Consider the following 24,628-nt stretch of genomic DNA (forward strand, 5'->3'; position numbering starts at 1 on the left):
TCAAGAACCTGTTTAACATGAGAATCCCCTTCCTTTTCTATGGTTACTTTGGACAGTTCCATAAAGCGTTGAAGCTTGCATCAGGATAGAGAATGCTACCATAGTCTCCTCTTTAAGCTTACCCTGTTACACTTACTAACCTCTTGAAACTATGGACACACAAGCAAGACCAAAAGTAGTGGGTATTGATGTAAGTAAAGACTCGCTGGCCGGTTGTCACATGAGAGATGGCAAGACACAGCACCTGGAGACAGAAAACAACAAGACCGGCTTCAAACAGCTGATCAAGTGCTGCGGAGCAGACAGCCTGTATGTCATGGAGGCGACTGGCATCTATTACCTGCAGCTGGCTTACTACCTGGTCGAGCAGGGGGCGCGGGTGGTCGTGGTGAATCCGGTCATCATCAGGCGCTACATCCAGATGCACCTGGGCAAAGGCAAGAGCGACCGGAAAGATGCCCAGTGGATCATGCGCTATGGCCAGCAAAGTGAAGTAAAACAGTGGCAGCCGGAGGAGCGGGTCATCGTGGAGTGCAGGCAACTGGAGCAGGTGATTGAGCAGCTCATCAAGCAAAAGATCATGGTCACCAATTCTTTAGAAGCTTTACAAGGGCAGCCAGTGACGAGTGGATTGGCTGTCAAAAGCCTGAAGCAGACGCTGAAGATGCTCGAAAGACAGGTTAGGCGAATGGAGGATGAACTGGTGGCTTCTTTGGAAAAGGCCTTTAGCAAGGAGATGAAGCTGCTGAGTTCTATCCCAGGCATTGGCAGAAAGACAGCCGCTATGCTGCTTTTGTTTGCCGGCGGCTTTAAAGATATGAACAACTACCGGCAGCTCATTGCCAAGGCCGGTCTCTCGCCCAGGGAGTACACCTCCGGCACCAGTATCAGAGGTAAGGTGCGCATCACCAAGATGGGCGGAGGCCTGATCAGAGGCAAGTTATTTATGTGCAGCTTCTCTGCAAAGAAATCAAACGCGGCCTGTAAAGCACTCTACGACCGGCTCGTGGCCAAAGGTAAGAACGGTAAACTAGCGCTGATCGCGGTCTGCAACAAGCTCCTGAAGCAGGCTTTTGCCATTGTTAAATCAGGCACACCTTATCAGGCTGATTTTGCAAATATTATGGCCGCCAGAGCTTGACTTTTTACACAGTTCATGTTTACCAAGCAGGAAAGAGAGTATCTAATGTGGCTGCTCCGTAAGGGCGGCTTCGCCTCGGCCTTTTGGGGATACCCAAGAAATTAGATGTGCCCTTGTTCTCCTCGCCCTCTATCCAAATCCTGCCGCCGTGCAGCTCGATGATTCGCTTGGCGATGGACATGCCCAAACCGGTGGAGTGTTTTCCTTCCAGCCTCTCTCCTGGCTTCAGTGAGCCGATCGAACAAAGAGCGTAGGGGTATGCCTATAGTTCCGTTTCCTGATGCAGATAAAAATGACCAGAGAAAGCTTCAGGTGGCATTTCCTCAAAAGCAGAAGCATTCTCACCTTCTAAATGCCATCCCATTAACTCATATTTGTTCTTGACGAATAAATATTTTCTTTTCTAGTGTTGCTGATAAAGTAGAAAGATTTTATATTTCATCGTGGTAAAAGCAGCATATGAAACACAGCACCTTCCCTGACTATTTTGAGTTCATTGGACGCTCATAGCCGTGCTCTTTCATCTTGCACCACCCACAGTCAAACACCTCTCACGTAGGCAGGGGCTGAAAGCCTGCTTTTTCCTGGCGCCCTCTTCCTTTCACCTTCAACCGACCACTTATGAAAAGCGTTTTTTACCCGCTCCTCCTGGGATTCACGACCCTCTGTATGGGCTTTCTCCCTGTTCTCTCCTATGCCCAGACCGAGCAGGATGCCCTGATGATGGGCGAGCGGAGACTGTGCGTGGCGGGCACCGTGAGCTACAGCAGCTGGACTGACTACTGGGAGGGCACCTTCAAGCGGGACAACGGGAACATGGGCCAGGTTTCGGCCAAGTCCGCTGCGCTCATGCTCAACTACGGGCTGAGGAAGAACCTGAACCTGATGGCCACCCTGCCCTACGTCAGCACGCAGGCCAGCCAGGGCACTTTAGCTGGCCTGAGCGGTTTTCAGGACTTGGGGCTAGCCGTCAAGTGGAGGGCCCTGCAATGGCAGGGCAACAGGCAGAAAGTGTCCCTTCTTGCCGTCGGCGGCTTCTCCACCCCCACCAACGACTACAACATCGAGTTCCTGCCAATGAGCATTGGCCTGGGCAGCCAGGTCCTCAGCGGCAGGCTGATCTCCGACCTGCAGGTGGGCAGAGTCAGCCTGACACTCTCGGGCGCTTACCTGCGCCGGGGCAATGTAGAGATAGACCGTTCGGCCTACTACACGGACCGTCTCATCAACTCCAGCGAGGTGGACATGCCGGATGCCGGGAACTTCCAGCTGCGCACCGGCTACCTCAGCAGCCGGACCGTTGCAGAGGCCTTTGTCGACAAGATGACCACATTTGGTGGGTTTGACATCCGCAAGAACGACATGCCATTCGTGAGCAACCGGATGAACAGCACGAGAGTGGGCCTTGAGGCGAAACACTACCTGGTCCGCCTCCCTGCCCTGGGCCTCCACGCCGCCGCCTGGCACACGCTGGCGGGCCGCAACGTTGGCCAGTCTACCGGCTTCTTGGCTGGGGTAGACTACATCCTTGACTTTACCCCAAACACCGCAAAAAATTAACCCTATGAAGAAGCCCTTCGCTATCCTATTGTCCTGCCTTTGCCTCCTGCACCTGGCGTCTTGTGACGAAGACATTGTGGAGGCCAATGCCAGCTACCAGGCCCTGCAGCCAGCCCAGACGGACGCAGACGCCGGCACCTGGACCCCGCTCATCGTAGCCTCTGCGGCTGACTTTCCGCTTCCTGCCCCGGAGGCCACTGCCTCGGCTGCCTACCAGCAGGAACTGACGGAACTCAAGGCGCTGACGGCCAGCTTGACTTCAGACCAGCAACGGATCATTGACTACTGGAAAGTGGGCAGCGTGTTGCGGTGGAATGAAATCATGCGGGAGCTGGTGGCCAAACACAATCTGCCCCCCTACCAAAACCCCGACAACACCTACCCGGCACCAAGTGCCGCCAATCCCTTTGCTTACCCCGTGTTTCCCTTCTCCAACCCGCCCTATGCAGCCAGGGCCTACGCCTACGTGAGCGCGGCGCAGTATGATGCGCTTGTGATGGCGCATCACTTTAAGAACGAGCACAGGCGGGCGGCTCCTTACCAGGTGGATACCTCCATCAAAACGGCCGTACCTAAAAGTGAGTTAGCGGCCTATCCCTCGGAGGATGCCGTGGTTGCCGGAGCCTCCCTGGAAATGATGAAGCTCCTGTTCCCGGCTGATATCGCCTACCTCACCAGGATGGCCGAAGAGGAGAAAAACTACCGCCTGTGGAGCGGGGCCAATGTGCGCAGTGATGTGACGGCTGGGGACTCCCTGGGCAGGTGGGTGGCCAGGAAAGTCATCCAGCGGGCGAAGGCGGATGGCATGGGCGCAGCAGGCGGCACGCCGGAGCTGTGGACGAAGCTGGAGGACGATTGCAAAGCAAGAGGCGAAACGCCCTGGTTGTCTTTGGAAACGCCAAAGCGCCCGCCCATGCTGCCGGTTTTCGGCGATGTGAAGCCTTTGCTGTTCGACAGGGCAGATGTGCCTTCCTTACGCCCTGGCCCTCCGCCATCCGCTACTTCTGAGCAAATGCACAAAGAGCTGGATGAGGTGCTGGGCTACACCACAAACCCCACGCGGGAGCGGATGCGCATTGTAAACTTCTGGGCTGACGGAGTGGGCACCTCAACACCACCAGGCCATTGGAATGCCATTGCCACTGAGGAGTTCGTAAAGAAGCACTACAGTGAGGTTCGGTGGGCGCGCAACTATGCACTTTTAAATGCTGCCTTAATGGATGCAGCCATTCTATGCTGGAATACCAAGTTCTATTACTTCAATGCCAGACCTTGCCAGTTAAACCCAAAAATCAAAACACTCACCGGAGTACCTAACTTCCCTGCTTATGTATCCGGTCATTCTACTTTCAGTGGAGCGGCGGCAGCTGTATTGGGTCATCTTATCCCGGAACGAGCCAATGCTTTTCAGGCCATGGCACAGGAAGCTTCTGATTCTCGCATGTACGGGGGCATCCACTACCGCGCTGACTGCCAGGAAGGCCTGGATGCCGGTAAAAAAGTGGGCGATTACGCTATTGCCCGAGCCAGAACAGACGGGGCAGATTGATGGCTTGATAGCCGGTAAGCACACAGAATATATAGACAGCGACAAAGCCTCTCCATATGGGAGAGGCTTTGTTTTTCCCCATCAGCCCTTCCAGCTCTATCATCTCCAGGTATGGCCCCAGGCACTTCTTGCTTTGAAGCCCATGGGTCATGAGGGGAAGCTATCGTTAGGTGAGTACCGTACTTCCTCAAAGCATTCTTCCAGGTGGTGGTATGAAGGCAGAGAGGTTTATCAGCTGGTGTGTCTCCTACGGGAGCGGCCAGTAATCCTGTCTGTGCCATTGTGCGCATTGTAGGCTAGCTGCTCAACTGCTTATGAAGCTGGATTGACCGCCACTTTGTATCAAAATACCCCAGATTCTTGGGACGTAGGAAGAAAGATGAGGCCTGGCAGGAAAACGAGTACCTGGGGCGGGAGACAGACCCAAAGGAAGCCATCTTTAGCCTGGAGGCTTCAGGCGTCTGCGGAGCAGACGAAAGCAAAGTAGCCCCGCAAAGCAGGGCTACGCAAGATGAACATCCCGCACCTCTCGGCCAGGAGCTCTCTTTCAGGTAAGGGTAAGATAAGAAAAATTCAACTGAAATCCTTGACTTTCAAAACAGTACCTTTATCCACAGAGACTTAGGGGCTGTAAATGAGTTTCTGTAAGTGTGAGAATGGAATATCTTTATTTATCCTGTCGATTTGCTTTGCATAGTAGCTGCTATACAGTAGTTTAGTCAAAGAAACTTAATATTTATTTCACTGAACGTCATAATGTTATTTTAATGCCTACCACCTTTATATCGGCAATCTGAATTCAGTAATTCATAATCACAGCAATGGAATTTACCCCAACTTTAGCCCGCTTAGCTTTTGAGAAATCTTCTGACGCTATTTCGCAGTGGGATAAAGATTTAGTTTTGACTTTTGCTAATCAGGCTTTTGCCGATAGAATAGGCATAAGAAAGGATTTGCTGATAGGTAAAACCATTCGAGAGCTTGGACAGCCGGAGTGGGTTACCGCCCTCTGGATTGAGAAGCTGAAAGCCGTTTTTGAAACGGGCCAGCCCCTTGAGCACGAGTTTACCTTTGCTACGGCAACAGGAGAATACATTTTGCAATCGTGCCTTATACCTGATTTAGCCGCCGATGGCTCGGTACAATGTGTTTTAGCCATAGGCCGGGATACTGCCCACCAGAAAAAGAGCGAACAGGCTTTCAGAAAGGGCGAGAAAAATAGCCGAAGACTCGCTGATGTAATTGAGAAAGTCCCCGACCCTTGTGTCGTCCTGAACCGAGACTACACCATTCACCTTATAAGCGATGCTTACCTGAAGGCTACGCTTACCGAGCGGAAGCACATTGAGGGCAGGTATATGTTTGACGTATTCCCCGACAACCCGGCTGCTCCTGATGCCCATGCAGTAAAGAATCTTCGTGCTTCCTTAGACCAGGTAAGGCAGACAAAGAAGCCGCACCACATGGCCATTCAGCATTATGATGTGCCGCAACCGGCTAATTTGGGAGGTGGCTTCGAGGAAAAGTACTGGAGCCCCATCAACATACCGGTATTAGATGAAAAAGGTGAAATTGAATTCATCATCCACCGGGTCTTGGAGGTAACCAAGGCTGTTCAGAAACAGGGGGAGATATATGACATAGCCCAGCAAACAGAGACTTTTGCCGTCACACTGGAAGAAGCAAGAGAAAAGTCGGAGGCATTAGAAGAAAGTAAAGACCTGTTGCGAGCGGTTCTGGACAGCTCTTTATACACCGTTCAGGTATTTAAAGCCGAAAGAGACGAAACCGGTAAAATAATCGACTTTACCTGGTTGATGGTCAACAAGAGGTGGAAGGAGCTGTACGGTGATGCGGTGGTCGGCAAAAGCCTTTTGAAGGAAAACCCAGGGGTTCTTGAAACGGGGCTGTTCGACCAGTTTGTGCAGGTGACGGAAACCGGCACCCCTGTTGACTATGAGCAGCATTACAACCACGAGCAGTTTAACGGCTGGCTCCATCAAACCCTCGTCAAAATGGGGGACGGCTTTGTGATGAATACAGAAGACATCACTGAAGAGAAAAAGATTGAGCAGGCTTTACAGGAGTACCGTGAGCTGTTGCAAATAACGACCGATAACTTAGTGGACATGACACAAGTGTTCAAAGCGGTACGAAACGAAGAGGGAGAAATCATAGACTTCATATGGATTTTAAACAACCGTGCATCGGAGAAATTCTTTGGCGGTGTGATCGGCAAAAGCCTGCTGACCTTGAATCCGGGGGTAGTAAAAGAAGGCATCTTCGAGACATTTAAACAGGTAGTTGAAACCGGCGTTCCCGACCTAAGCGAAAGGCATTATGTGCATGAGCAGTTTGAAGGCTGGTTCTATCAGTCAACAGTTAAGTTGCATGATGGTGTTGCGACAATCACAACAGACATCACAGAACGCAAAGAAGCCGAGCGGGAAATTCTCCACCTGAAGGATGAAGTAGCACAGCGTGCCACCGACCGGTATTATACACTTTTCAACTCCATCGATGAAGGCTTCTGCATCATTGAGATGCTTTACAACGAAGCAGGCAAGGCATACGACTTCCGTTATGTTGAAGTAAACCCAAGCTTTGAGCGGCAAACAGGGCTTAAAAGTGCAGCCGGAAAAACTGTCGGTGAGCTTACAGCCACCGAGCCGTATTGGATTGAGCAGTATGATAAGGTGGCGCAGACGGGAGAAGCACTTCGGTTTGAGAACTTTCACAAGGGGACCCAACACTGGTATGAGGTCTTTGCTTCTCGTGTGGGAAATACTGAAAACCGGCAGGTTGCCATCGTGTTCAACGACATCACCGAACGCAAAAAAGCAGAAGAAGCCCTGCGGGAAAGCGAACAGCGCTTCCGCAACCTCGTCGAGTCTTATGCCCAGGTTACCTGGGAGACCAATCCCCTTGGCGAAGTAGAAGTGGATAGCCCTTCCTGGCGGATCTATACCGGCCAAACCTTCGAGGAGTGGATTGGCTATGGTTGGGTGAATGCTGTCCACCCGGAGGACCGGGTGCATGCCGAAGAACAATGGCGGGAGTTTGTAGCTTCCAGAAGCATTGCTGATATACAGTTCAGACTGAAGCACGCAGCCAGTGGAACCTATCGGTGGATTCAAGTAAGGGCCACCCCCATCCTGGATGCGGCAGGCCATGTTGTTAAGTGGGTTGGCATGAATAGCGACATACAGCTTCAGAAAGAGGCTGAGGAGCATTTACGGAACTTTGCACAGATTCTGGAGCAGGAGGTAGTCTTTCGTACCGATGAGCTGATAGAAAGCAAACACTTATTACAGACTGTATTTGATATAACGCTTATGGGTATGGCCATCATGAAAGCCGTACGGGATGAAGACGGCAACATCCTTGATTTCAGGATTGAGCTGATCAACAAGGAACTGGAAAGAGAGACCGGTCGAAAGGACCTGGTCGGGAAGCTTTACGCCGCTGAATATCCGGGTATCAAAAGGACTGCATTGTATGATACAATGCTCCAGGTAATGGAAACGGGACAACCGAGAGAATTAGAGTATTTTTACTCCCATGATGGCTTTCAAAAGTGGTTTTCCAGCACGTTCGTCCGGTTACACGACGGGCTGGTGGCTACTAACCTGGATATTACGAAGCGAAAGGAAGCCGAAGCAGAAAACTTGAACCTAAAGTTAAGGCAGCAAAAAATATTGCTGATGGCTGTTCTTGAAGCCCAGGAAGAAGAGCGCCGCCGTATATCCGTATCCCTGCACAATGGAGTGGCGCAGACACTATATGCTACTAAAATGATTGTGGATGAGTTAGCCGAGAAAGTACCGGCGGTATATGTTCACAAACTAAACAATCTGCTGAAAGATGCCATCAACGAAACCAGAAACGTGTCCCATGAACTGGTGCCTTCTATCCTAAACGATTTTGGTTTGGAGCAGGCCATCATGGAAATGTGCGGGAGATTTAAAGGTGGAAGCTTACGCCTGGAATGCGAAGTAGAAAAGTTTGAGTCAGATTTAGAAGCTTATCAGGAGCTTGCCCTGTACCGGATCAGCCAAGAGCTGATCAACAACATCATAAATCACTCAAAAGCTACTGACGCGAAGATTTTAATCTATCAGGAGGATGAGCTGATTTACTTAAAAGTGCGGGACAATGGTATCGGCATTCAGGAAAAGTCGTCGGCACATAAGGGAATCGGCCTGCGCAGCATTAAAGACACGGTGAAGTTACTGAACGGAACCTATGATGTTTCAATTCCCCCATCAGGCTCAGGTACGCAGGTAATTATTGCTATACCAGTTTAAAGAGTCAATGCAAAGTCAATGTAAAATCAAGCTAGACGCTTCACAATGTTAGCAAACGTATCTTACAATCAGTTGATGAAGTAAAATTTTTGAAAGATAAATCAGGAAGTTTAATTCAGGGAGCCTATTTGTTCGGCATTATACTGCTGCTGAGCATAGACTACCTTTTCTTACGGACAATAAGGGAGAATGAGAAGAACCTCATGGGTAATCAGGAGGGACTTTGCTACCTGTTAACTCCCCGTCTATGACTAATGAGGTGATCCTGCCAAAAAATGTTTAAGGCTTCCCCTGCTTTGCGGTCGGGATAGTCACACCTACTCATCTCTTGAAACAAACATTAAATTTTATTTGTGAGATGCTATAAGGTACGAACCTGTTTAGAGTTTTCAAAAAATCGATACATGATGCCCTTGCTGTGTGTTTTCACCAGCAAGAACTTGTTAGTGAAAGTATAGTTGTCGGTGAAAACACCAACAACGGCAGGTTTTGACACTAAAATCGGAAACGCTAAACAGCTTCCACGTAATAATGACTGTTTAACCTGCCTGCTTTCCTTTATCGCTGAAACGTTGGAATTTCGAGACAGAGCCAGAGGAGAACGGGAGGCCTCGTCACCCAGCCGCCTCTAACGGGACGCGAGTGCTTTCCCGCACCAGCGCCTCCTTGAGTTCGTAGTTATCAAAGGAGTGGCCCGTGTCGCTGCCGGCGGCGAAGGCCAGGGTGGAGTAGACCTGCAGCCTGGCCTTCATACACGACTTTCAAGCGACCTTCTCATTACTTCCCGGACCTGGCCGTGAGAAAGGCATTGACATCCAACCAGTGAATGAAGGCATCGAACCAGCGGTTACTGGTTCGATCGGGATTGCCGAGGCCGAAACCATGGCCGCCATTCTGGTAGAGGTGGAACTCGACAGGAATGCCCGCCTTGTACCAGGAATCAATCACACCGAACTGGCCGCGGAATAGAAAATCGTCGGTGGCGATGACATTGAACATGGGCGGAGCATTCTTCGGCACCTCCACCGGTCCCATCCCGCCATAGATCGGACCGATGAAGGCCAGTTTCATGGTTTTGGAGTTGAGTGTGGAGTGCATCGTGAGGCCTGCGCCAGCCGAGAAGCCGATCATGCCTATTCTGCTGGTATCGACACCCCACTCCTTGGCCCGCTTGAGAATCATGGCGTAGGCGGCCTCAGCGTCCTCGAGTTGGTTAGACAGGTCCTGCTGCGGCGGGCTCGGCGCCGTTGTACCCTGCGATGCGTTGGAGGAAGCGGAGGCGGCCGGGCGGGGGCGGTTCATCCATGCCGTGAAATCGTCGAGCGACTCCGGGGTCGGGTGGAGCCGGTACTTGAGCACAAAGGCGGCGATTCCTTTATCAGCAAGTGCCTGTGCGACTTCCCATCCCTCGTTTCCCATTGAAAGCCACCTGAAACCGCCGCCGGGTGCCACAATCACGGCTGCGCCATTGGCCTTGCCAGGTTTAGGTAGGAAGGGGGTGAGGGTCGCAGTGGAGATGTTGCGCGCCATTGGGTCGCCCCACTGGCGGAACCAAGTCTCTGACGCGGGCTGTCCTTCGACACCGCCCGTACCGAGCGGAATGGCCTTGGGCTCTGCAGGGGTTTCCAGTGGGTAGATCGTGCCGTCCTGTGCCATTGCTGATGCAGCAGAGACAAGCGAGGCGGCCATAATGCATGTCTTGGCCAGCTTCATAAGTTTGTAAGCCATAGAGAGATGATTGATAGGTGGAAGTTTAAGAATATCTATATCAGTTGCATCGTTTCAAAGATTTAGGTTCCTCTCCATGAGTGTTAATCAATAACCAAAGGCAAGGCTTTACCTGATGTCTGTGCATTTTCTGGCTCCAAAGTGCTGTCCCACATCCGTTCCCTCCACTTCGTTCATATACTCAGGTTGGCATTTGACTGCTCCGCTAATGCACCTGCGGGTATTGCATTGAGGAAGGGAGCGTCAATCTCATGAAGCAGTAGTTTTACCTCGTTGATAAATGTATGAAGTACACTTCTAAACATAAGAATAATAATTCATATGTCAAAAAAATGAATCTTAAAATTTTAGCATATGCCTTCAAAGGCTCATGCGTAGTTAAGCGTTTGCCTTCGTCATCGTTAACTATAAAACTATTTCCATGCTGCTGGTAGTGGAATTTGCTGCTTTAGGCTTTTCGCTGTGGGCAAGGCTACTAAGGGAGGAGGCAAATATCTCACCGCGAGTACATCTTAACGCTTAAGATTTGACCTTAATATATACAGACAAACATTCAGCATTATAGGAGAAGGTGTTTTTTACTAATCCCCCACCTGCAAATTCTACTACATGCCATTGGGATAGGATTAATAGGGAGGTACCACGGTGGAGAAGAGGTGAACAATAGGAGCAAAGCAAAAATTGGCAACTGCCGTCAGCAGGTACCTGGTTCTTTTTTACTATATAAATCACGCCGCGATTTACTTTCGCAGCTGAAAAATGGCCCGCCCAGGAGGGGTAGGGGGTGGGTATACAGTCATCAAAAATCAATCAGTTTTATATTTCGCAACTCGAGTTATATACTGTCTCCTGGATCCAGTGGCAGCGCCGCCTTCGGTACTTATATATCCTGCCACTTCGAGATGCAGCATCGAATATAAAGGGTATTCTAAACTAAGAAAGGCTCCCCGTGATGGGGAGTCTTTCTTAGTCAGTTGCCTGAAGCTGTATATGGAATGATTTGGGTATAGCTGCAGTATTCAGTGTTAGCCCATGTTGTGGCTATATATCGTTAGCGGCTGGTGTTTTTTAGCCTTCCAACCGCTCCTTTTTTTGCCGCAGGTATTTCCAGAGCCCTTTTATCCGAAAGTTCTGTCAGTAATTTTTCAGAACTTTCGATTCTCGGTGTTCCTGACAGCTCTGAAAACTCTTTCGCGGTAAGGGAGTGATATTTAGAAAACAAGTCTTCCCAATATTTACTGCAATAGTTCTTGGTTTCAGATTCTTCGCTCATGACTGGCTACCCCGCGGCCTCCGATCGCCTAAATGTAATTCAGGCTGCCATTCCGGAGACCCATCCCATTCAGCCTGCAACTTACCCACTGCACAGGCTATATATGAACGCATCATATATATGGATGTGTGCTGGAAGCCCTGTGACAGCAGACATGAGCGGAGACGCTCACGCCTATTACACTGCTTTTAAAGGCAATAAAATGAAGCTTGGCTAGCAGCAGTATGCATAGACCGGCAGAAAAGGGAAAAGCCATTTTACACGTTGTGAAATGGCTTTTCCCTTTGGTATACCAGCCTCCTAATAAGTGACTGTTAACTTCTTAGCTGGTAGCTAATTCCAGCCGCCGCCCAGTGCCTGGTACATCGCGACATGGGCATTCAGTTGCTGCATCTTGGTTTCAATAAGCTCAAACTTTGATTCCAGCGCCTCACGTTGGGTCAATAATACCTCCATATAGTCTGCCCTTGCAGATTTAAAAAGGTCATTTGAGATAGTGATCGATTCCGTGAGTGCCTGTACCTGCTGCGCTTTCAGGTGGTAGCTTTTCTCCAGGTTGCTTATGTTAGAAAGCTGATTCGCCACCTCGATGTAAGCATTTAAAACAGTGCGGTCGTAGTTGTAAACGGCCTGAAGCTGCTTTGCATTCGCACTAATATACGTTGCCTTGATGGCGTTCCTGTTGATAAGCGGGGCCGTCAGATCCCCGGCCAGCGAGTAGAGCAGGGATTCAGGTGATTTCAGCAAGTAAGACGGATCAAACGCCTGAAACCCGACTCCTGCGGTAATACCCAGCGAAGGGAAAAAATTGGCTTTGGCCACCTGCACGTCGAGCTTGGCTGCTGCCAGATCCAGCTCGGCCTGCTTGATATCGGGCCGGTTCTCTAAAAGTTGCGCCGGAACGCCCGCTTTTATACCTCCCGGCACCAAATCATTGAAAGCCTGGGAACTCCTCGCAACCGGCTGTGGGAACCTGCCTAACAGGAAGTTGATCCTGTTCTCGGTTTCCGTGATTCTCTGCTGAATGCCGTACTGCAGACTTTTGGTGCTGAGAACCTGCGCCTCAAACCTGCGCACTGCCAGTTCGTTCACCTTGGCCGCTTCTTTCTGGGCCTTTACTATTTCCAGTACATTGGCCTGTATATCAATGTTCTGCTTCACGATATCCAGTTGGTTATCCAGTGCCAGCAATTCGTAATAAGAAGTAGCTATCTCGGCAACCAGGTTCGTCACCATGAAATTCTTGCCTTCAACAGAAGAAAGGTACCGGAGAACCGCCGCTTTTTTGGCGTTACGCAGTTTATGCCATATATCTACTTCCCATTTGGCATAGGCTCCCACCAGAAAGTCTGGTAGCGGCTCCGGCATTTCCCTGTCCCCCTCCATGTTGGTGGTAGCCTCCATGGCACCTATGTTGGTGTACCTGGCTACCTTGTCGAGGCCAGCGCCAGCTTTAATTCCAACAGTAGGCAAGTACTCTCCCTTTCTGGTTCTTACCTCACTCTGGGCAATCTGAATTTCCTGTAAAGTAATGTTCAGTTCCTGGTTGTGCTGCAGGGCCGTGTCGATCAGCGCGCTCAGGTTCGGGTCCGTGAAATAGTCCTGCCAGCTGCCTTTTGCTGTGTTGGTGGAATCCTGCGCGTTGTTATAACGCGCAGGGACCACCGTGCTGACTGATTTCTGAACCAAAGTTGGCAAACTGCATGCCGTAAAGGACAAGGAAACAAAGGCAACCCCCACCCATTTTGATATTCTTTTCTTATACACGCGCATGGTTTTCGGTTTCTTCAATGAGTGGAAAATTATTACCGGCATAGACATAATCCTCCGTTAAAGGAGTTTCATGTTCATCCCTGATCAGGTGACGGCCGTCTGCCATTTTAGCAAAGATGTAGTACAACCCGGGGATGATGACGACGCCGAAAATGGTGCCGAACAACATGCCACCAAGGGCAGAGGCACCAATTGTCCGGTTACCGATAGCGCCTGCGCCGGCGGCCATAATCAACGGAATCAATCCGGCGACAAATGCAAACGAGGTCATCAGGATCGGGCGGAAACGGACCTTGGCCCCTTCAATGGCGGCCTCCAGAATGGTGGCTCCCTGCAGGCGCTTCTGAACGGCAAACTCCACGATCAGCACAGCGTTTTTACCCAGCAGACCGACCAGCATGATCATCCCTACCTGAGCATAAATGTTGTTCTCCAGGCCCATCAGTTCCAGCAACAAAAAAGACCCAAAAATCCCGACCGGCAGCGACAGCACCACCGCAAAAGGAATGATAAAGCTTTCGTACTGGGCTGCCAGCACAAAGTATACAAACAACAGTACAACCATGAACACATATAGCGACTCATTGCCCCTGGTTGACTCGTCATAGGAAAGACCTTCCCAGGCAATGTCGTAGCCTTTAGGCAGTGTTGTGGCGGCAACTTCCTGTATAGCCTGTATCGCGTCTGCTGTGGTATATCCCTTCGCCGGAAGGCCCTGGATGGCGGCTGAGTTGTACAGGTTAAAACGGGTTACCTCATTTGGCCCCTGCGTCTTTTTCAGCTTCATAAAGGCTGAGTAAGGCACCATTTCACCCTCCTCGTTTTTGACAGCAAGGTTCAGGACGTCAGACGGCAGCCTTCTGAATTTAGGGTCGGACTGCACGTATACCTTGAAGAACTGGTTAAACTTGATAAAACCCTGTTCATAGGTGCTGCCTATCATGATATTCAGGTTCTCCATGGCCTTACCGATAGACACCCCTTTCTGCATGGCCAGATCGTTGTCGATCTCCAACTCGTACTGCGGATAATTGGCAGCGAAAAAAGTGAATAAGCCGGTCAGCTCCTTCCGCTTGGCCAGGTTATCCATAAACTCCTTGTTGACCTTATCAAACTCGTGGTAGTCGGTGTCTGAGTTTTTATCCAGCAAACGCATCGAGAAACCACCGGAAGAACCAAAGCCCGGGATAGCCGGTGGCTCAAAGAACTCTACCACGGCTCCCAATCCTTTTGATTTCTCTTCCAACTCTTCCATGATCTCCTTCACGGTATGCTCGCGATCAGACCATGGTTTCAGGTTGATCAAGCAGGTACCCGCATTCGAGCCCCGTCCCTCGGTCATGATCTCGTAACCGGCCAGAGAAGACACCGATTCAACGCCTTCAATTTTCTCACAGATCTTCTGAAGTTTTTGAGAGACCTGGTTGGTTGTCTCCAGGGTAGAGCCAGGAGGTGTCTGGACAATGGCATATATAGTCCCCTGGTCTTCGTTCGGAATAAAGCCTGCCGGAAGCACTTGGTTTTCGAAGAAGATACCAACACAGAAAGCCGCAAGTATTCCCCAGGTGAGCGTTCTCCTGCTCACAATGGCTCTTAACAGGCCTACGTATCTTCCGGTAAGCTTTTCAAATCCGCTGTTAAAGCTGTCAAGCGCCTTCGTTAACGGGTTTTTCTTCTTCGGTTTGCCATGATTATTCTTCAACAACATGGCGCACAGCACGGGGGTCAGCGTCAGGGCAATCACGGCCGAAATCACGATGGAGCTGGCCATGGTAATGGAGAACTGCCGATAGAAAATACCCACCGGACCCGACATAAATAACAGAGGAATGAATACCGCCGTCATCACCAGCGTGATGGCGATGATGGCCCCGCCTATCTCGCGAAGCACTTCGATGGTCGCCCTATATGGCGAAAGGTTTGTTTCTTCCATCTTGGCATGCACCGCCTCCACCACCACAATCGCATTATCCACCACAATACCGATGGCCAATACAAGCGCAAACAATGTGATCAGGTTAATCGAGAGCCCGAAGAGCTGAATCACAAAAAAAGCCCCTATCAGCGAAACCGGGACAGCCAGAATCGGAATCAGAGTAGAGCGCCAGTCGCCCAGGAATATGAAAACGACCAGGGCCACCAGGATGAACGCGTCTCTTAAGGTGTGCAGCACCTGGTCGATGGAGGCATCCAGGAACTGTGAAACGTCATAGCTGATTTTATAGTCCATCCCCGGAGGGAAAGATGCTTTCATTTCCTCCAACTGAGCTTTCACATCGGCTATCACATCGCTGGCATTGCTGCCATAGTTCTGCTTCAACACAATGGCCGCTGCAGGCTTTCCGTCCAGGTTGGAGTAGATGTCAAAGAATTCGCTGCCCAACTCTACGGTGGCGATGTCTTTCAGGCGGATGCTTTCTCCCTCAGCATTGGCCCGAATGATGATGCCTTCGTATTCTACCGGTTTGTTGTAGCGGCCTTTGTAGGTGAGCACATATTCCAGCGACTGCGCGGCTATACCGGAGCTTTGCCCTATCCTGCCAGGGCGGCCAATTATACTTTGCTCGGCCAACGCCTCCATCACCTCTTCTACCGATATGTTATAGGCCCGCATGCGGTCCGGGTTTAGCCAGACACGCATCGCGTACCTGCGGCTACCCAATATCTGTGCCCTCGCCACCCCTTTGATTCGCTGTATTTCCGGGATCATTTTGACGGTGGCATAGTTGAACAGGAATTTCTCGTCCATGCTCTTTTCGTTTGAGTAGAGGTTGACGTACATCAACATACTCGGCTGGATGGGGGTGATAACGACGCCTTCCCGCTGTACCAGCTCGGGCAGGAGCGGCATCACCTGGTCCACCCTCGTTTTAACCCTGATTACCGCATCGTTGGGGTCCGTTCCCGGCTCAAAAATAATTCGGAGGGTTGCCTCCCCGGCACTTGTGGCATCAGACGCTATATAGCGCATCCCCTCCACGCCGTTTATGGCCTGTTCGAGGGTGATGAGGGTGGAGTTGACCAGCACATCGGCGCTGGAGCCCGGGTAAGCGATAAAAATATTGACCGTGGTGGGGGCAATGTCCGGGAACTGGGATATAGGCAGCTTCTTGATTGCCAGGCCACCTATAAAAACAATCACGACCGATATGACAATGGCAAATACGGGTCGGTGTATAAATTTACTGAACATGTTTTTTTCTCTTTAGGGATATTGGGTTACTCCGCATACAATTCTAACTGAGACATAACTTTTCCGGGCTCAACGAATGTGGTGTGTATCTTCTCGTTTTCGCGTACCAGGCGCAGACCTTCCAAAAGAATCTTGTCATCCTCTTCTAAACCTTTTTCCACCGCATAGATGTGTGGCATTTCTGCGGCGATGGTTATTTCCCTCGATCTCAACATATTGTCTTTGTCCACCACGTACACATACTTTTTCTCGAGCACCTCAAAAGTTGTTTTTTGCGGAATCAGCAGCGCATTTTTCAGCGGAATGTTCATGCGCACGTTCCCGGTTTCCCCATGCCTCAACAGGCCCTCCGGATTAGGGAAAGTAGCCCTGAAAGAGATGTTACCCGTCTCATGGTTAAAATCGGCTACGATGGTTTCGACTACTCCCGGGTATTTGAAGAGATGGTTATTTGCCATCAGCAGGTTCACCTTCACATCATCGTCCTTCTTCTCAAGTGCCTGATAATTCAGGTATTCAGCTTCGGGCACGTTGTAGTAGACCCACATCTTGCTATTGTCCGATAGCTCGGTGAGTAATTCGCCTTCGTCTACAAGGCTGCCCAGCCTTACATGGAAGCGGTCGATGATGCCATCGAAAGGAGCCCTGATTTCCGTGAACTGCAGGTGAACGTTGGCCAGGGATACGTCAGCTTTCGCCTTGTCAAGCTTTGCTTTTGCCATCGCCAGCTCATTCGGGGACACTATGTTTCTATCGGTGAGTGATTTCGTGTTCTGGTATTCGATAGTTGCGAAACTGGCCTCAGCCTGTGCTTTCTTTAGTTCGGCCTCATACAGGTTGGGCATAATCTGGAACAACAGCTGCCCCTTTTTCACGAACTGCCCTTCATCCACAAATATTTTCTGCAGGTAGCCTTTCTCCTGCGCCCTTAGCTCTATATGCCGTATCGAATGGACCTGGCTCACATAATCCTTCGTAAGGGTTGTGTCCATTTTCACCGGACTGCTCACCAGAAACGTGGCTTCGTGCTCTTTTTTCTCTTCTCCGTTTGATGATGTACAACTTGTGTGGCACACCAGGGCGCACATGCCCATAAGCATGAGAATTCTCTTCATGATGTTAAAATTTAAACAAGGTTTGTGAATGAATATTGAAGGGTATGTATAAGACAGTACACTTTGTTAAAGAAGTGAAGGCTAATAGGGATATATGACTTCTTCCAGGGCAGGCAACAGAACAATAGGGGCAGCAGGCCACAGTACGACATAGGAATGCCTATATGGCAACAGTTTGCCTAAGGCAACTGTACGCAGGCACAGAATGCCAACGCAGCCTAAACTACCGGCAACAGCAGTTTATCCGAACCCGGAAATTGATTTTTTGAATCTGGTGCTTAGGAAAGCGGGAATTTATAGTTGCAGCTGGCCTAGGGCAGGCCTGCGGATATATAAGCAACTGAAAAAGAGGATACTATAGTCTGAAATTCTGATGCAGGATGTAGGCGGCAAGCTCTTTATCCTTTATGGAGGTGCCATAATGCAGCAAAAAGTGCTTGTTAAGTAGCTTAAAGTCGGGGATGTAGCTATAGTCTGCAGATGATGCGAGCAGTGCCATATCAGGCAAAAGCATATCGTCTTCCGAGTCTTCTTTATTGACCTGCACTAACCGAAGGTCTATCGTCGCCTTCTTTAGGATATGCTGATGCGGGCTTTGGGGGAGGGAAGGCACGCCTTCGGTGCCAGCTTGCGAGATAACTGATGCTGCAATAGCATAACCGCCTGCCAGGTTAAAGCAGGTAATCAGCACGATCAGAAAGAATATTGTTCGCTTCACTAAGCTATATATGACTGCACAAAAATAGATGTTAATCTAAAAGTTGCACCAGTTTTCCGATAATTTATTTTTTATCAGAAAAATTTACTGTGCCAATACTCGCAAAACAATAATACATTTCTGTCTAAAACTGCTGCCTAAACTGTGGCTATGCCGGTTTCTGTTGGTTTCTTCTTTTCGCGGCCTGCGGTGGGGGCCGCTCTTTTCCTGGGCTTCTTCCTTTTGTTCCACCACACCAGAAAACCCGTGATGGGCAGGCTGGCAGATATAAGGCTGATGCAGAAGGCGAGAATTTTGCCCGGCAAACCGAACACCGCCCCAACGTGGATGTCATAATTGAGCATCACCAGTTGGTCCGCCAAACCGGCCTCTTCGTACCTGTCTCCTTTTACCCGGAAGTGCTCCAGCGTATATTGGTCATAGAAGTACTCGTTCCGGTTATACCACGAGCCATGGTCCTGGTAGGCGATGATTTCGATGGCGTCCTCCTTGTCATGGAGTACGGGTGTCATATACATGCCCTGTGCGCCGGGCTCCTGCGCCAGCGTTTTGTACCAGGCCCGGTCAAGCACCGAAACCGTGTCGCTGGCGGCCGCACCGGCCTGCGCTACATCGGAGTGCGGGTGGTGGTGCCCCGGCCTTTCCTCCCCGCCGGAGGTTGCGTAGTATACCGAATCGGCAAACCACTCAAAGCTCCAGACAAGGCCCGTAACCGCCAGCACAAAAGCCAGCACAAGGCTGTAAAAACCCAGGATGTTGTGCAGGTCGTAGTTTACCCGTTTCAAACTGCCGTTCCACTTAATCCTGAAGCTCTTCTGAAAGCTAGGCTTGTTCCATTTCCTGGGCCACCACATGACAAGGCCTGTGACGAGCAGCACCACAAAAACGAGCGTACCCACCCCCACCACAGGGCGCCCAATCTCATAGGGCAGCCAGAGTGCGCGGTGGCCGTCTAAGATAAAACGGAAAAAGTCAAATTCGCCATCTCCTGCTGCCTGCTGCTTCTTCAGAAATTCACCGGTGTAGGGGTTCAGGAACACAGCCGTAAAGTTGTGCTCCCCGTTTTGGTCTACCTGATATCCCACTGCAGCCGCGCCTTCCCTGTTGCTGTAGGTAAGGCCGGTGGGTGTGGCGCCGGGCATATATACCCGGGCCGTGTCCAGCAACTGGCTGGGGGGCACGAAGGCTTTGTCCTGTGCCTCCACAAAGCGCCAGGGCTCCAGGGCGTCCTTTATCTCCTGTTGAAAAGCGTAGAAACACCCCGTGATGCTGACAATAAACACTACGGCACCTGACGTCAGGCCCAGCCAGAGGTGCAGCCAGTCATTGATTCTCCTTAAGATACGCTTGCTGTTTTTGCTTTTCATCCTTTAACTGAAACAGAACCATGGAAGTGATACAGGATTACGCTGCTGCAATATGGCCCAACCCCTGAAGGATAACTATATCATCCTTTGGCCCTGAGCGGATTGTCTGCTCAGGGCCAGCGTTAGGGGCGGGTTTTCAAGATAAACGGGGCTTGCCGGCTATATATAGTGCTGCCTCCAGCAGCCGGTGCTGGCTGCCTTCAGCCGCTAAAGCTTGAAAAACCCTGCCACAAAGTTAGCCTCAACTTCAGCCCCTTTGGTTGCGGTATGGTTCGCAACATCTATTTTATATACATAAATGCCGCTTGCCTCCGGTACGCTCATATAGAGGTAGTCCTCGTCGTGCAGCACAGCCAGCCTTCGGCCATTGCCCGCGTGCTCCGGCAGCCCGTCTATATAGGTTACCGTTTTCTGGTACAGGTCGATGATAGCCGACTTCAACGGACCGTCTGACCACCTCTCTTGCTCGCCTGTGCTGGCCATGTTTATTTCAGCAAATGCCTTTCCGTTGCCCAGATACTTTAAATGCGCAATGTTTTTGCCTCCGGTGATTTCCGCCACGTCGAAGAAATAGTCCGCGTCGAAGGCTGTCTCGCCGCTCGTGATGCGCAGGATGCCTCCTTGCTTGGTTGACTGGCTGTAGCCGTTCGCCGGGTTGGAGTGTGAAAGCGCGTAGATGTCGCCTTTCTCGTCTTTGGTGAGGCCCGACTTGACGTTGAACCCGCCGACAGGCCCGGTGCGGGTGTCTTCGATGACCTTCAGGAACTCCAGCCCGGGGTAAGAGTAGACCGCCACCTGCGCCTCATCGGTATAAAGGGTTTCGTAGGTGTTTGGGTCGCGGACGTAATAGCTCAGAAACAGGTGGTCGCCGCTGATGCGCATGCCGGAGTAAGCAGGCCCTTCCAACTCCGTTATATCTGAGACCGGGTGCTGTTTAGTGTTTTTTACAGCCAGGGTGTTGGCATCGAGGGTATGGAACTTCACCATGTCCGAAGTAGGGTCAAGTTCGAGCGCCACCAGGGTGTTGTCATCCGCCTTCACCATGTCGGACAGGCTGCTGGCAAAAGAAACATTGCCGATCTGCGTCAGGTCCCCGTTTTTGGCCCTGCTGATTCCCACCACGTTCACGTCGTCCAGGCCGCCCAAGCTGTAGATGGTATTTTCTATCTGCGTAAAGTCGTAGTATCCCGGCTGCTCAATGCCCTGCCCTACGGCGGAGAGCGTGCCGCTCATCACATCGTCGAACGGTACGGTATAGTAGGTAAAGGTCTTGTCGCTGCCCTGTACGGCAAGCGACATGATGTACTGGGGCTCTCCTTCGACAACAACAGGATTCGGGGCATCTTTCTCGTCCCCGCAGGATGTGAACAGAACAGCCGCAAAAAGGCTCAGAACTGGCAGTGACAGTAGTCTTGTGAATTTAGGGAAGGTCATATAGGTTGCTTTGGTTTTAAATTGTCTTGGTTATAGGGTAGGAGAGGAGGGGCTACAGGACGTACCTCAGTTTCAGGTAAAAAGCGCGCCCGGGCTTCTGCAGGTAGTATTTGTCGTATAGCCGCGCGTCCGTCAGGTTGCGGCACTCGGCCGAGATGTTGTATTTGCCATCGCGCAGGCTACAGGAAACTTCCAGACTGTGCGAAGACTGCTGCGGGATCACTTTCTTGTTGTCTCTGGAGCCCAGCTCTGCCCAGCTCAGGAAATACTGCTCCACAAAATTATAGTAGTAGTTAACGCCCCAGGCAGACTCCTCGAACAGGACATTTTTGAAGGCAAGGCCGGCAGTGGCGTTCCCGAACAGGTAAGGGGTGTTGGGCAGGCGGTAGCCTTTCTGATAGTTCCGCTGGTAGCCGGTGTTGGTGTAAGACTCGTTGTACACCAAGTCGGCCTGGTCGGTGATATCCTGGAAAGTGATGCTCCCGCCCAGGCGCAGGATTTCTTTCCAGCGGTACTTCAGGCTTCCTTCCACACCCAGTGTGCGTGTCTCGCTCAGGTTATCATAGTAGGTCTCGGGGCTGGCTACTTTTACAACCTGGTAGATGAGGTCCTTTGAGTCGCGGTAAATAAAGTTGCTCTCAAGGTTAAACTCGTGGTCCTGCCCAAGCGTGAAGCCATATGCCGCGCCGACGTTCAGGTTGTCGCTCTGCTCGGGACCAAGGTCCGGGTTTGGCTGGATTAACAGGCCGTCGCCGAAAATCTCGGCGGCCCAGGGCATGCGGTAGGTGTGCTCGTAGGAGGCTTTGAGCTGCAGGTCGGGAAGCAGGAAATAAGAGGTTGCCAAACCGTAGCCGAAGCTTTCCTTGCTTGCCTCCAGCGCCTCCACGCGCTGTGTCTCGAGGGCAAAGTCATATAGCTTGCTCGTCTCCGACTTCAGGGTGTAGAACTTGCCGAAGAGGGTGGCATTCCATTTACTGCTGGGGTCTATTTTATAGGCGAGGCCCAGCACCTGCTTGTTCAGTGATTTCGGAAACTGGTTTTCAATCCTGTCGGGGTTCTCCGAGTCAAAGATCTCCCGCCGGAAATAGGACAGTGCGTAATTCAGGGCAAGCGAATGCCTGGGGTTGATCACGTAGCCCACGTTCAACTGGCTGTTAAAATCGCTGTCATCCAGGGTGGTGTGCGTTCTGGACAGTTCCCCATCCTCCGAGCCGGGGGTATGGGTGGCCTCTCCCAGCCAGTTATAGGTAACTCCGCGGAGCGTGTCAATCACTTCGCTCTTTGTGTAGTTGTAGGCGCCATAGAGGCTCACGTTCAGACCGTCCACGAACAGGTTGTCTTTGCTGTACCTGAGCGTGGGGACAAGAGACTGGCTGTGCCGGGTAATGCCGCCATATACGCTGCTCATGGTGGCACCCGTCTGCACCTGCTGATCGTTGCCGGAAGCGATGACTCCGAAAAGGAGGTTGTCGGCATATGGCCGGTTGGTCCAGCCCGCCTCCAGTTTGGCGGTGCCGGAGCGGTAGCGGTCGTGGAAGCGCTCCACTTCAGCGGTGTCTATGATGTTGTTTCCCTCGCCGATAGGCACCCAGACTTTGTAGTTGTTATCCGAGTAGTTGTAGTTGATGTTCCCTCTGAAGGTAAGGCCGTTGCCGGGGTTTGTGTGTGCGCCGTTCACCGAGAGGCGGTGGGTATTAAAAGAGCCAAATGAGTAGGAGGCGTCCAGGAAGTTGTTTTTCTGGTTGGTGATGATGTTCACCGCCCCTCCCAGGGCATCCGTGCCCAGCCACACCGGCACCACGCCTTTATATACCTCTATCCGATCGATGGTGTTCACAGGGATATCGCTCAGGCTGAGCGATGAGGCGAAATTATCCATCGGAATCCCGTCCAGGAAGAACTTCACCTGGTCCCCCGAAAAACCATTCAGGGTAAAACTTGCGTTAGAGCCCAGGCCCCCTTCCTCCATCACCTTTACGCCGGCCACGCGGTTCAATACCTCTTTTGCGTCGGAGGTACTGTTCAGCAGCTCTTTTGTGGAAACAGCGGTAACAGCATACGCCTGTTCGTTTACTTGCGTGGCAGCAGATTTACCGACGATTTCGACCCGCTCCATTTCAAAAGCCCTGTCGCGGAGACTGAAGTTTACAACTGCTTTTTGTGCCGCCTTTAGCTGTACAGGCTTCTCCTGTGCCTCGAACCCGAGAAAGCTGGCTACCAGTACATAGTCTCCGGGTGCGATGCCTGGAATCTCAAACCGGCCTTCGGCATCTGTGGTGGCCCCGGTGGGGGTGCCTTTCAAAACCACTGTAACGCCAGCCAAAGCCTCTCCTGCAGAGGAACTCACGTTACCAGAGATGGATGCTCTGTCCAGGCTCTGGCTCCAGACAGTATTGAAGGAAAAGATCAATACCAGGAGACTGATAAACGTTGTGATGTTTTTGACAGGCTGATGCAAGGCTGCGTGCTATTTAGATTGTCTTTTTTGAGACACAAATATAAAGCAAAACCAAACCCGACAAAATTATTTAGACTAAATATAAATAAAGATTTGGATTGAACGATTAAGTAAACAGGCCTTTGTTCTTAGCTGTCAGTTGTAATTACTGCTGTGAAATCTTTGGGAGGGGCAAAGGCCGGAGCCACCCAGGCTTCCTTTTTCCGTCTTTTTAAAACTTACACGACGCCCACACCGACCTGTAGGTCGCCATCGGCCAGCAGAGCTAAAAACCCGATCCTTCACGCGGGGTTTACCCAGCATGATGCATCCTTTCAGGAACAAACCGCTGGAATTAGAAGATGGCCCAGCAGCCACAGGTACGGGTGCGTTTCACTGCAATCACGAAGACAAGCATCATTGTCGTGTTAAATCCGCACCGGAGGGGTCTCTGTCTATCTTTTAATGCCTATCTTTACAGCAGTCACAAATCAAATTATAACATGTATACAGGCATACAACACCTACACTCTTTTCTGAGCTACCTCGTGCTGTTAGGGCTGCTCATAAGTTTTATAGCTGCGCTGGCCGGATGGCTGGGCAACAAAGTGTATACCGATAAAGACAGAAAACTTGGCTTGCTTGGTCTTATTCCGGTACACCTGCAGTGGGTGATCGGGCTTGTCTTATACTTTGTCTCCCCGCTCGGTATGCAGAACTTCTCCGGCGAAGCGATGGGGGACTCTGTTTCCCGGCTTTACATCCTGGAGCACCCGCTCACCATGATCATTGCCGTCATCCTGATTACGGTGGGCTACTCCCGCGCCAAGCGTCAGATAGGTGCGGGCCATGGAGGCTTTAAGAGCATTGCCATTTTCTACGGCATCGGGCTAGTGCTTATTCTCAGCCGCATTCCGTGGAACGCCTGGCCAGGCAACTAGCCGGGTCTCCAATGAGTAGCAAGGTTTAACCCGGAGGCTGTTTTGATTTTAGCTACAAAAGTGCCTGGGTAGGTTTTATAAGAAACAGGGTT

At 51.1% G+C, this 24,628-nt stretch carries 16 protein-coding genes; 6 read left to right on the top strand and 10 right to left on the bottom strand.

Features of this window, described 5'->3' with window-relative positions; genetic code table 11:
- Window positions 1-151 precede the first annotated feature (151 nt).
- Window positions 152-1,141: an IS110 family RNA-guided transposase gene (locus GSQ62_RS17810; protein WP_161890761.1), complete on the top strand. Its 990-nt coding sequence runs from the start codon at window positions 152-154 to the stop codon at window positions 1,139-1,141.
- Window positions 1,142-1,160: 19 nt separating this feature from the next.
- On the opposite strand, the gene GSQ62_RS21195 is transcribed toward GSQ62_RS17810, so the two are convergent.
- Window positions 1,161-1,379, bottom strand: coding sequence for an ATP-binding protein (locus tag GSQ62_RS21195; RefSeq protein WP_394351358.1), 219 nt, complete (start codon window positions 1,377-1,379; stop codon window positions 1,161-1,163).
- Between the two features lie 383 nt (window positions 1,380-1,762).
- Here GSQ62_RS21195 and GSQ62_RS17820 point away from each other — a divergent pair, with 383 nt between their 5' ends.
- The 4 genes from GSQ62_RS17820 to GSQ62_RS17835 all read left to right on the top strand — a co-directional run bounded on the left by GSQ62_RS17820 (window position 1,763) and on the right by GSQ62_RS17835 (window position 8,557).
- Window positions 1,763-2,701, top strand: coding sequence for a hypothetical protein (locus GSQ62_RS17820; protein WP_161890763.1), 939 nt, complete (start codon window positions 1,763-1,765; stop codon window positions 2,699-2,701).
- 4 nt (window positions 2,702-2,705) lie between these two features.
- Window positions 2,706-4,250, top strand: coding sequence for a phosphatase PAP2 family protein (locus tag GSQ62_RS17825; protein ID WP_161890764.1), 1,545 nt, complete (start codon window positions 2,706-2,708; stop codon window positions 4,248-4,250).
- Window positions 4,251-4,610: 360 nt separating this feature from the next.
- Window positions 4,611-4,805: a hypothetical protein gene (locus GSQ62_RS17830; RefSeq protein ID WP_161890765.1), complete on the top strand. Its 195-nt coding sequence runs from the start codon at window positions 4,611-4,613 to the stop codon at window positions 4,803-4,805.
- A gap of 266 nt (window positions 4,806-5,071) precedes the next feature.
- Window positions 5,072-8,557 carry a PAS domain-containing protein gene (locus tag GSQ62_RS17835; RefSeq protein WP_161890766.1) on the top strand — a complete coding sequence of 1,162 codons (3,486 nt, stop codon included), beginning with the start codon at window positions 5,072-5,074 and terminating at the stop codon, window positions 8,555-8,557.
- Window positions 8,558-9,334: 777 nt separating this feature from the next.
- On the opposite strand, the gene GSQ62_RS17840 is transcribed toward GSQ62_RS17835, so the two are convergent.
- From GSQ62_RS17840 to GSQ62_RS17880, 9 genes are all read right to left on the bottom strand, one after another.
- Window positions 9,335-10,285 (bottom strand): alpha/beta hydrolase, encoded by a 951-nt coding sequence (locus GSQ62_RS17840; RefSeq protein ID WP_161890767.1) that lies wholly within the window; start codon window positions 10,283-10,285, stop codon window positions 9,335-9,337.
- 1,051 nt (window positions 10,286-11,336) lie between these two features.
- On the bottom strand, window positions 11,337-11,558 hold the full coding sequence (locus tag GSQ62_RS20700) for a hypothetical protein (RefSeq protein ID WP_202621797.1): 222 nt from the start codon (window positions 11,556-11,558) through the stop codon (window positions 11,337-11,339).
- A 333-nt stretch (window positions 11,559-11,891) separates the two neighbouring features.
- Entirely contained in the window at window positions 11,892-13,325 is a 1,434-nt protein-coding gene (locus GSQ62_RS17850) for a TolC family protein (RefSeq protein WP_161891507.1), read from the bottom strand.
- On the bottom strand, window positions 13,318-16,524 hold the full coding sequence (locus GSQ62_RS17855; RefSeq protein ID WP_161890768.1) for an efflux RND transporter permease subunit: 3,207 nt from the start codon (window positions 16,522-16,524) through the stop codon (window positions 13,318-13,320). The genes GSQ62_RS17850 and GSQ62_RS17855 overlap by 8 nt, the downstream gene beginning before the upstream one ends.
- A 26-nt stretch (window positions 16,525-16,550) precedes the next feature.
- Window positions 16,551-17,639 carry an efflux RND transporter periplasmic adaptor subunit gene (locus GSQ62_RS17860; protein WP_161890769.1) on the bottom strand — a complete coding sequence of 363 codons (1,089 nt, stop codon included), beginning with the start codon at window positions 17,637-17,639 and terminating at the stop codon, window positions 16,551-16,553.
- A 355-nt stretch (window positions 17,640-17,994) separates the two neighbouring features.
- Window positions 17,995-18,357 carry a hypothetical protein gene (locus GSQ62_RS17865; protein WP_161890770.1) on the bottom strand — a complete coding sequence of 121 codons (363 nt, stop codon included), beginning with the start codon at window positions 18,355-18,357 and terminating at the stop codon, window positions 17,995-17,997.
- Window positions 18,358-18,494: 137 nt separating this feature from the next.
- Window positions 18,495-19,724, bottom strand: coding sequence for a PepSY-associated TM helix domain-containing protein (locus tag GSQ62_RS17870; RefSeq protein ID WP_161890771.1), 1,230 nt, complete (start codon window positions 19,722-19,724; stop codon window positions 18,495-18,497).
- 207 nt (window positions 19,725-19,931) lie between these two features.
- Window positions 19,932-21,158, bottom strand: a complete 1,227-nt coding sequence (locus tag GSQ62_RS17875) for a DUF4374 domain-containing protein (RefSeq protein ID WP_161890772.1) — start codon at window positions 21,156-21,158, stop codon at window positions 19,932-19,934.
- 52 nt (window positions 21,159-21,210) lie between these two features.
- Complete coding sequence (locus tag GSQ62_RS17880; RefSeq protein WP_161890773.1) at window positions 21,211-23,616, bottom strand: TonB-dependent receptor; 2,406 nt, start codon at window positions 23,614-23,616, stop codon at window positions 21,211-21,213.
- A 482-nt stretch (window positions 23,617-24,098) separates the two neighbouring features.
- Here GSQ62_RS17880 and GSQ62_RS17885 point away from each other — a divergent pair, with 482 nt between their 5' ends.
- Window positions 24,099-24,536, top strand: coding sequence for a hypothetical protein (locus GSQ62_RS17885; protein WP_161890774.1), 438 nt, complete (start codon window positions 24,099-24,101; stop codon window positions 24,534-24,536).
- The last annotated feature ends 92 nt before the right edge of the window (window positions 24,537-24,628 follow it).

Source organism: Pontibacter russatus (genome assembly GCF_009931655.1).
GTDB classification, from domain to species: domain Bacteria; phylum Bacteroidota; class Bacteroidia; order Cytophagales; family Hymenobacteraceae; genus Pontibacter; species Pontibacter russatus.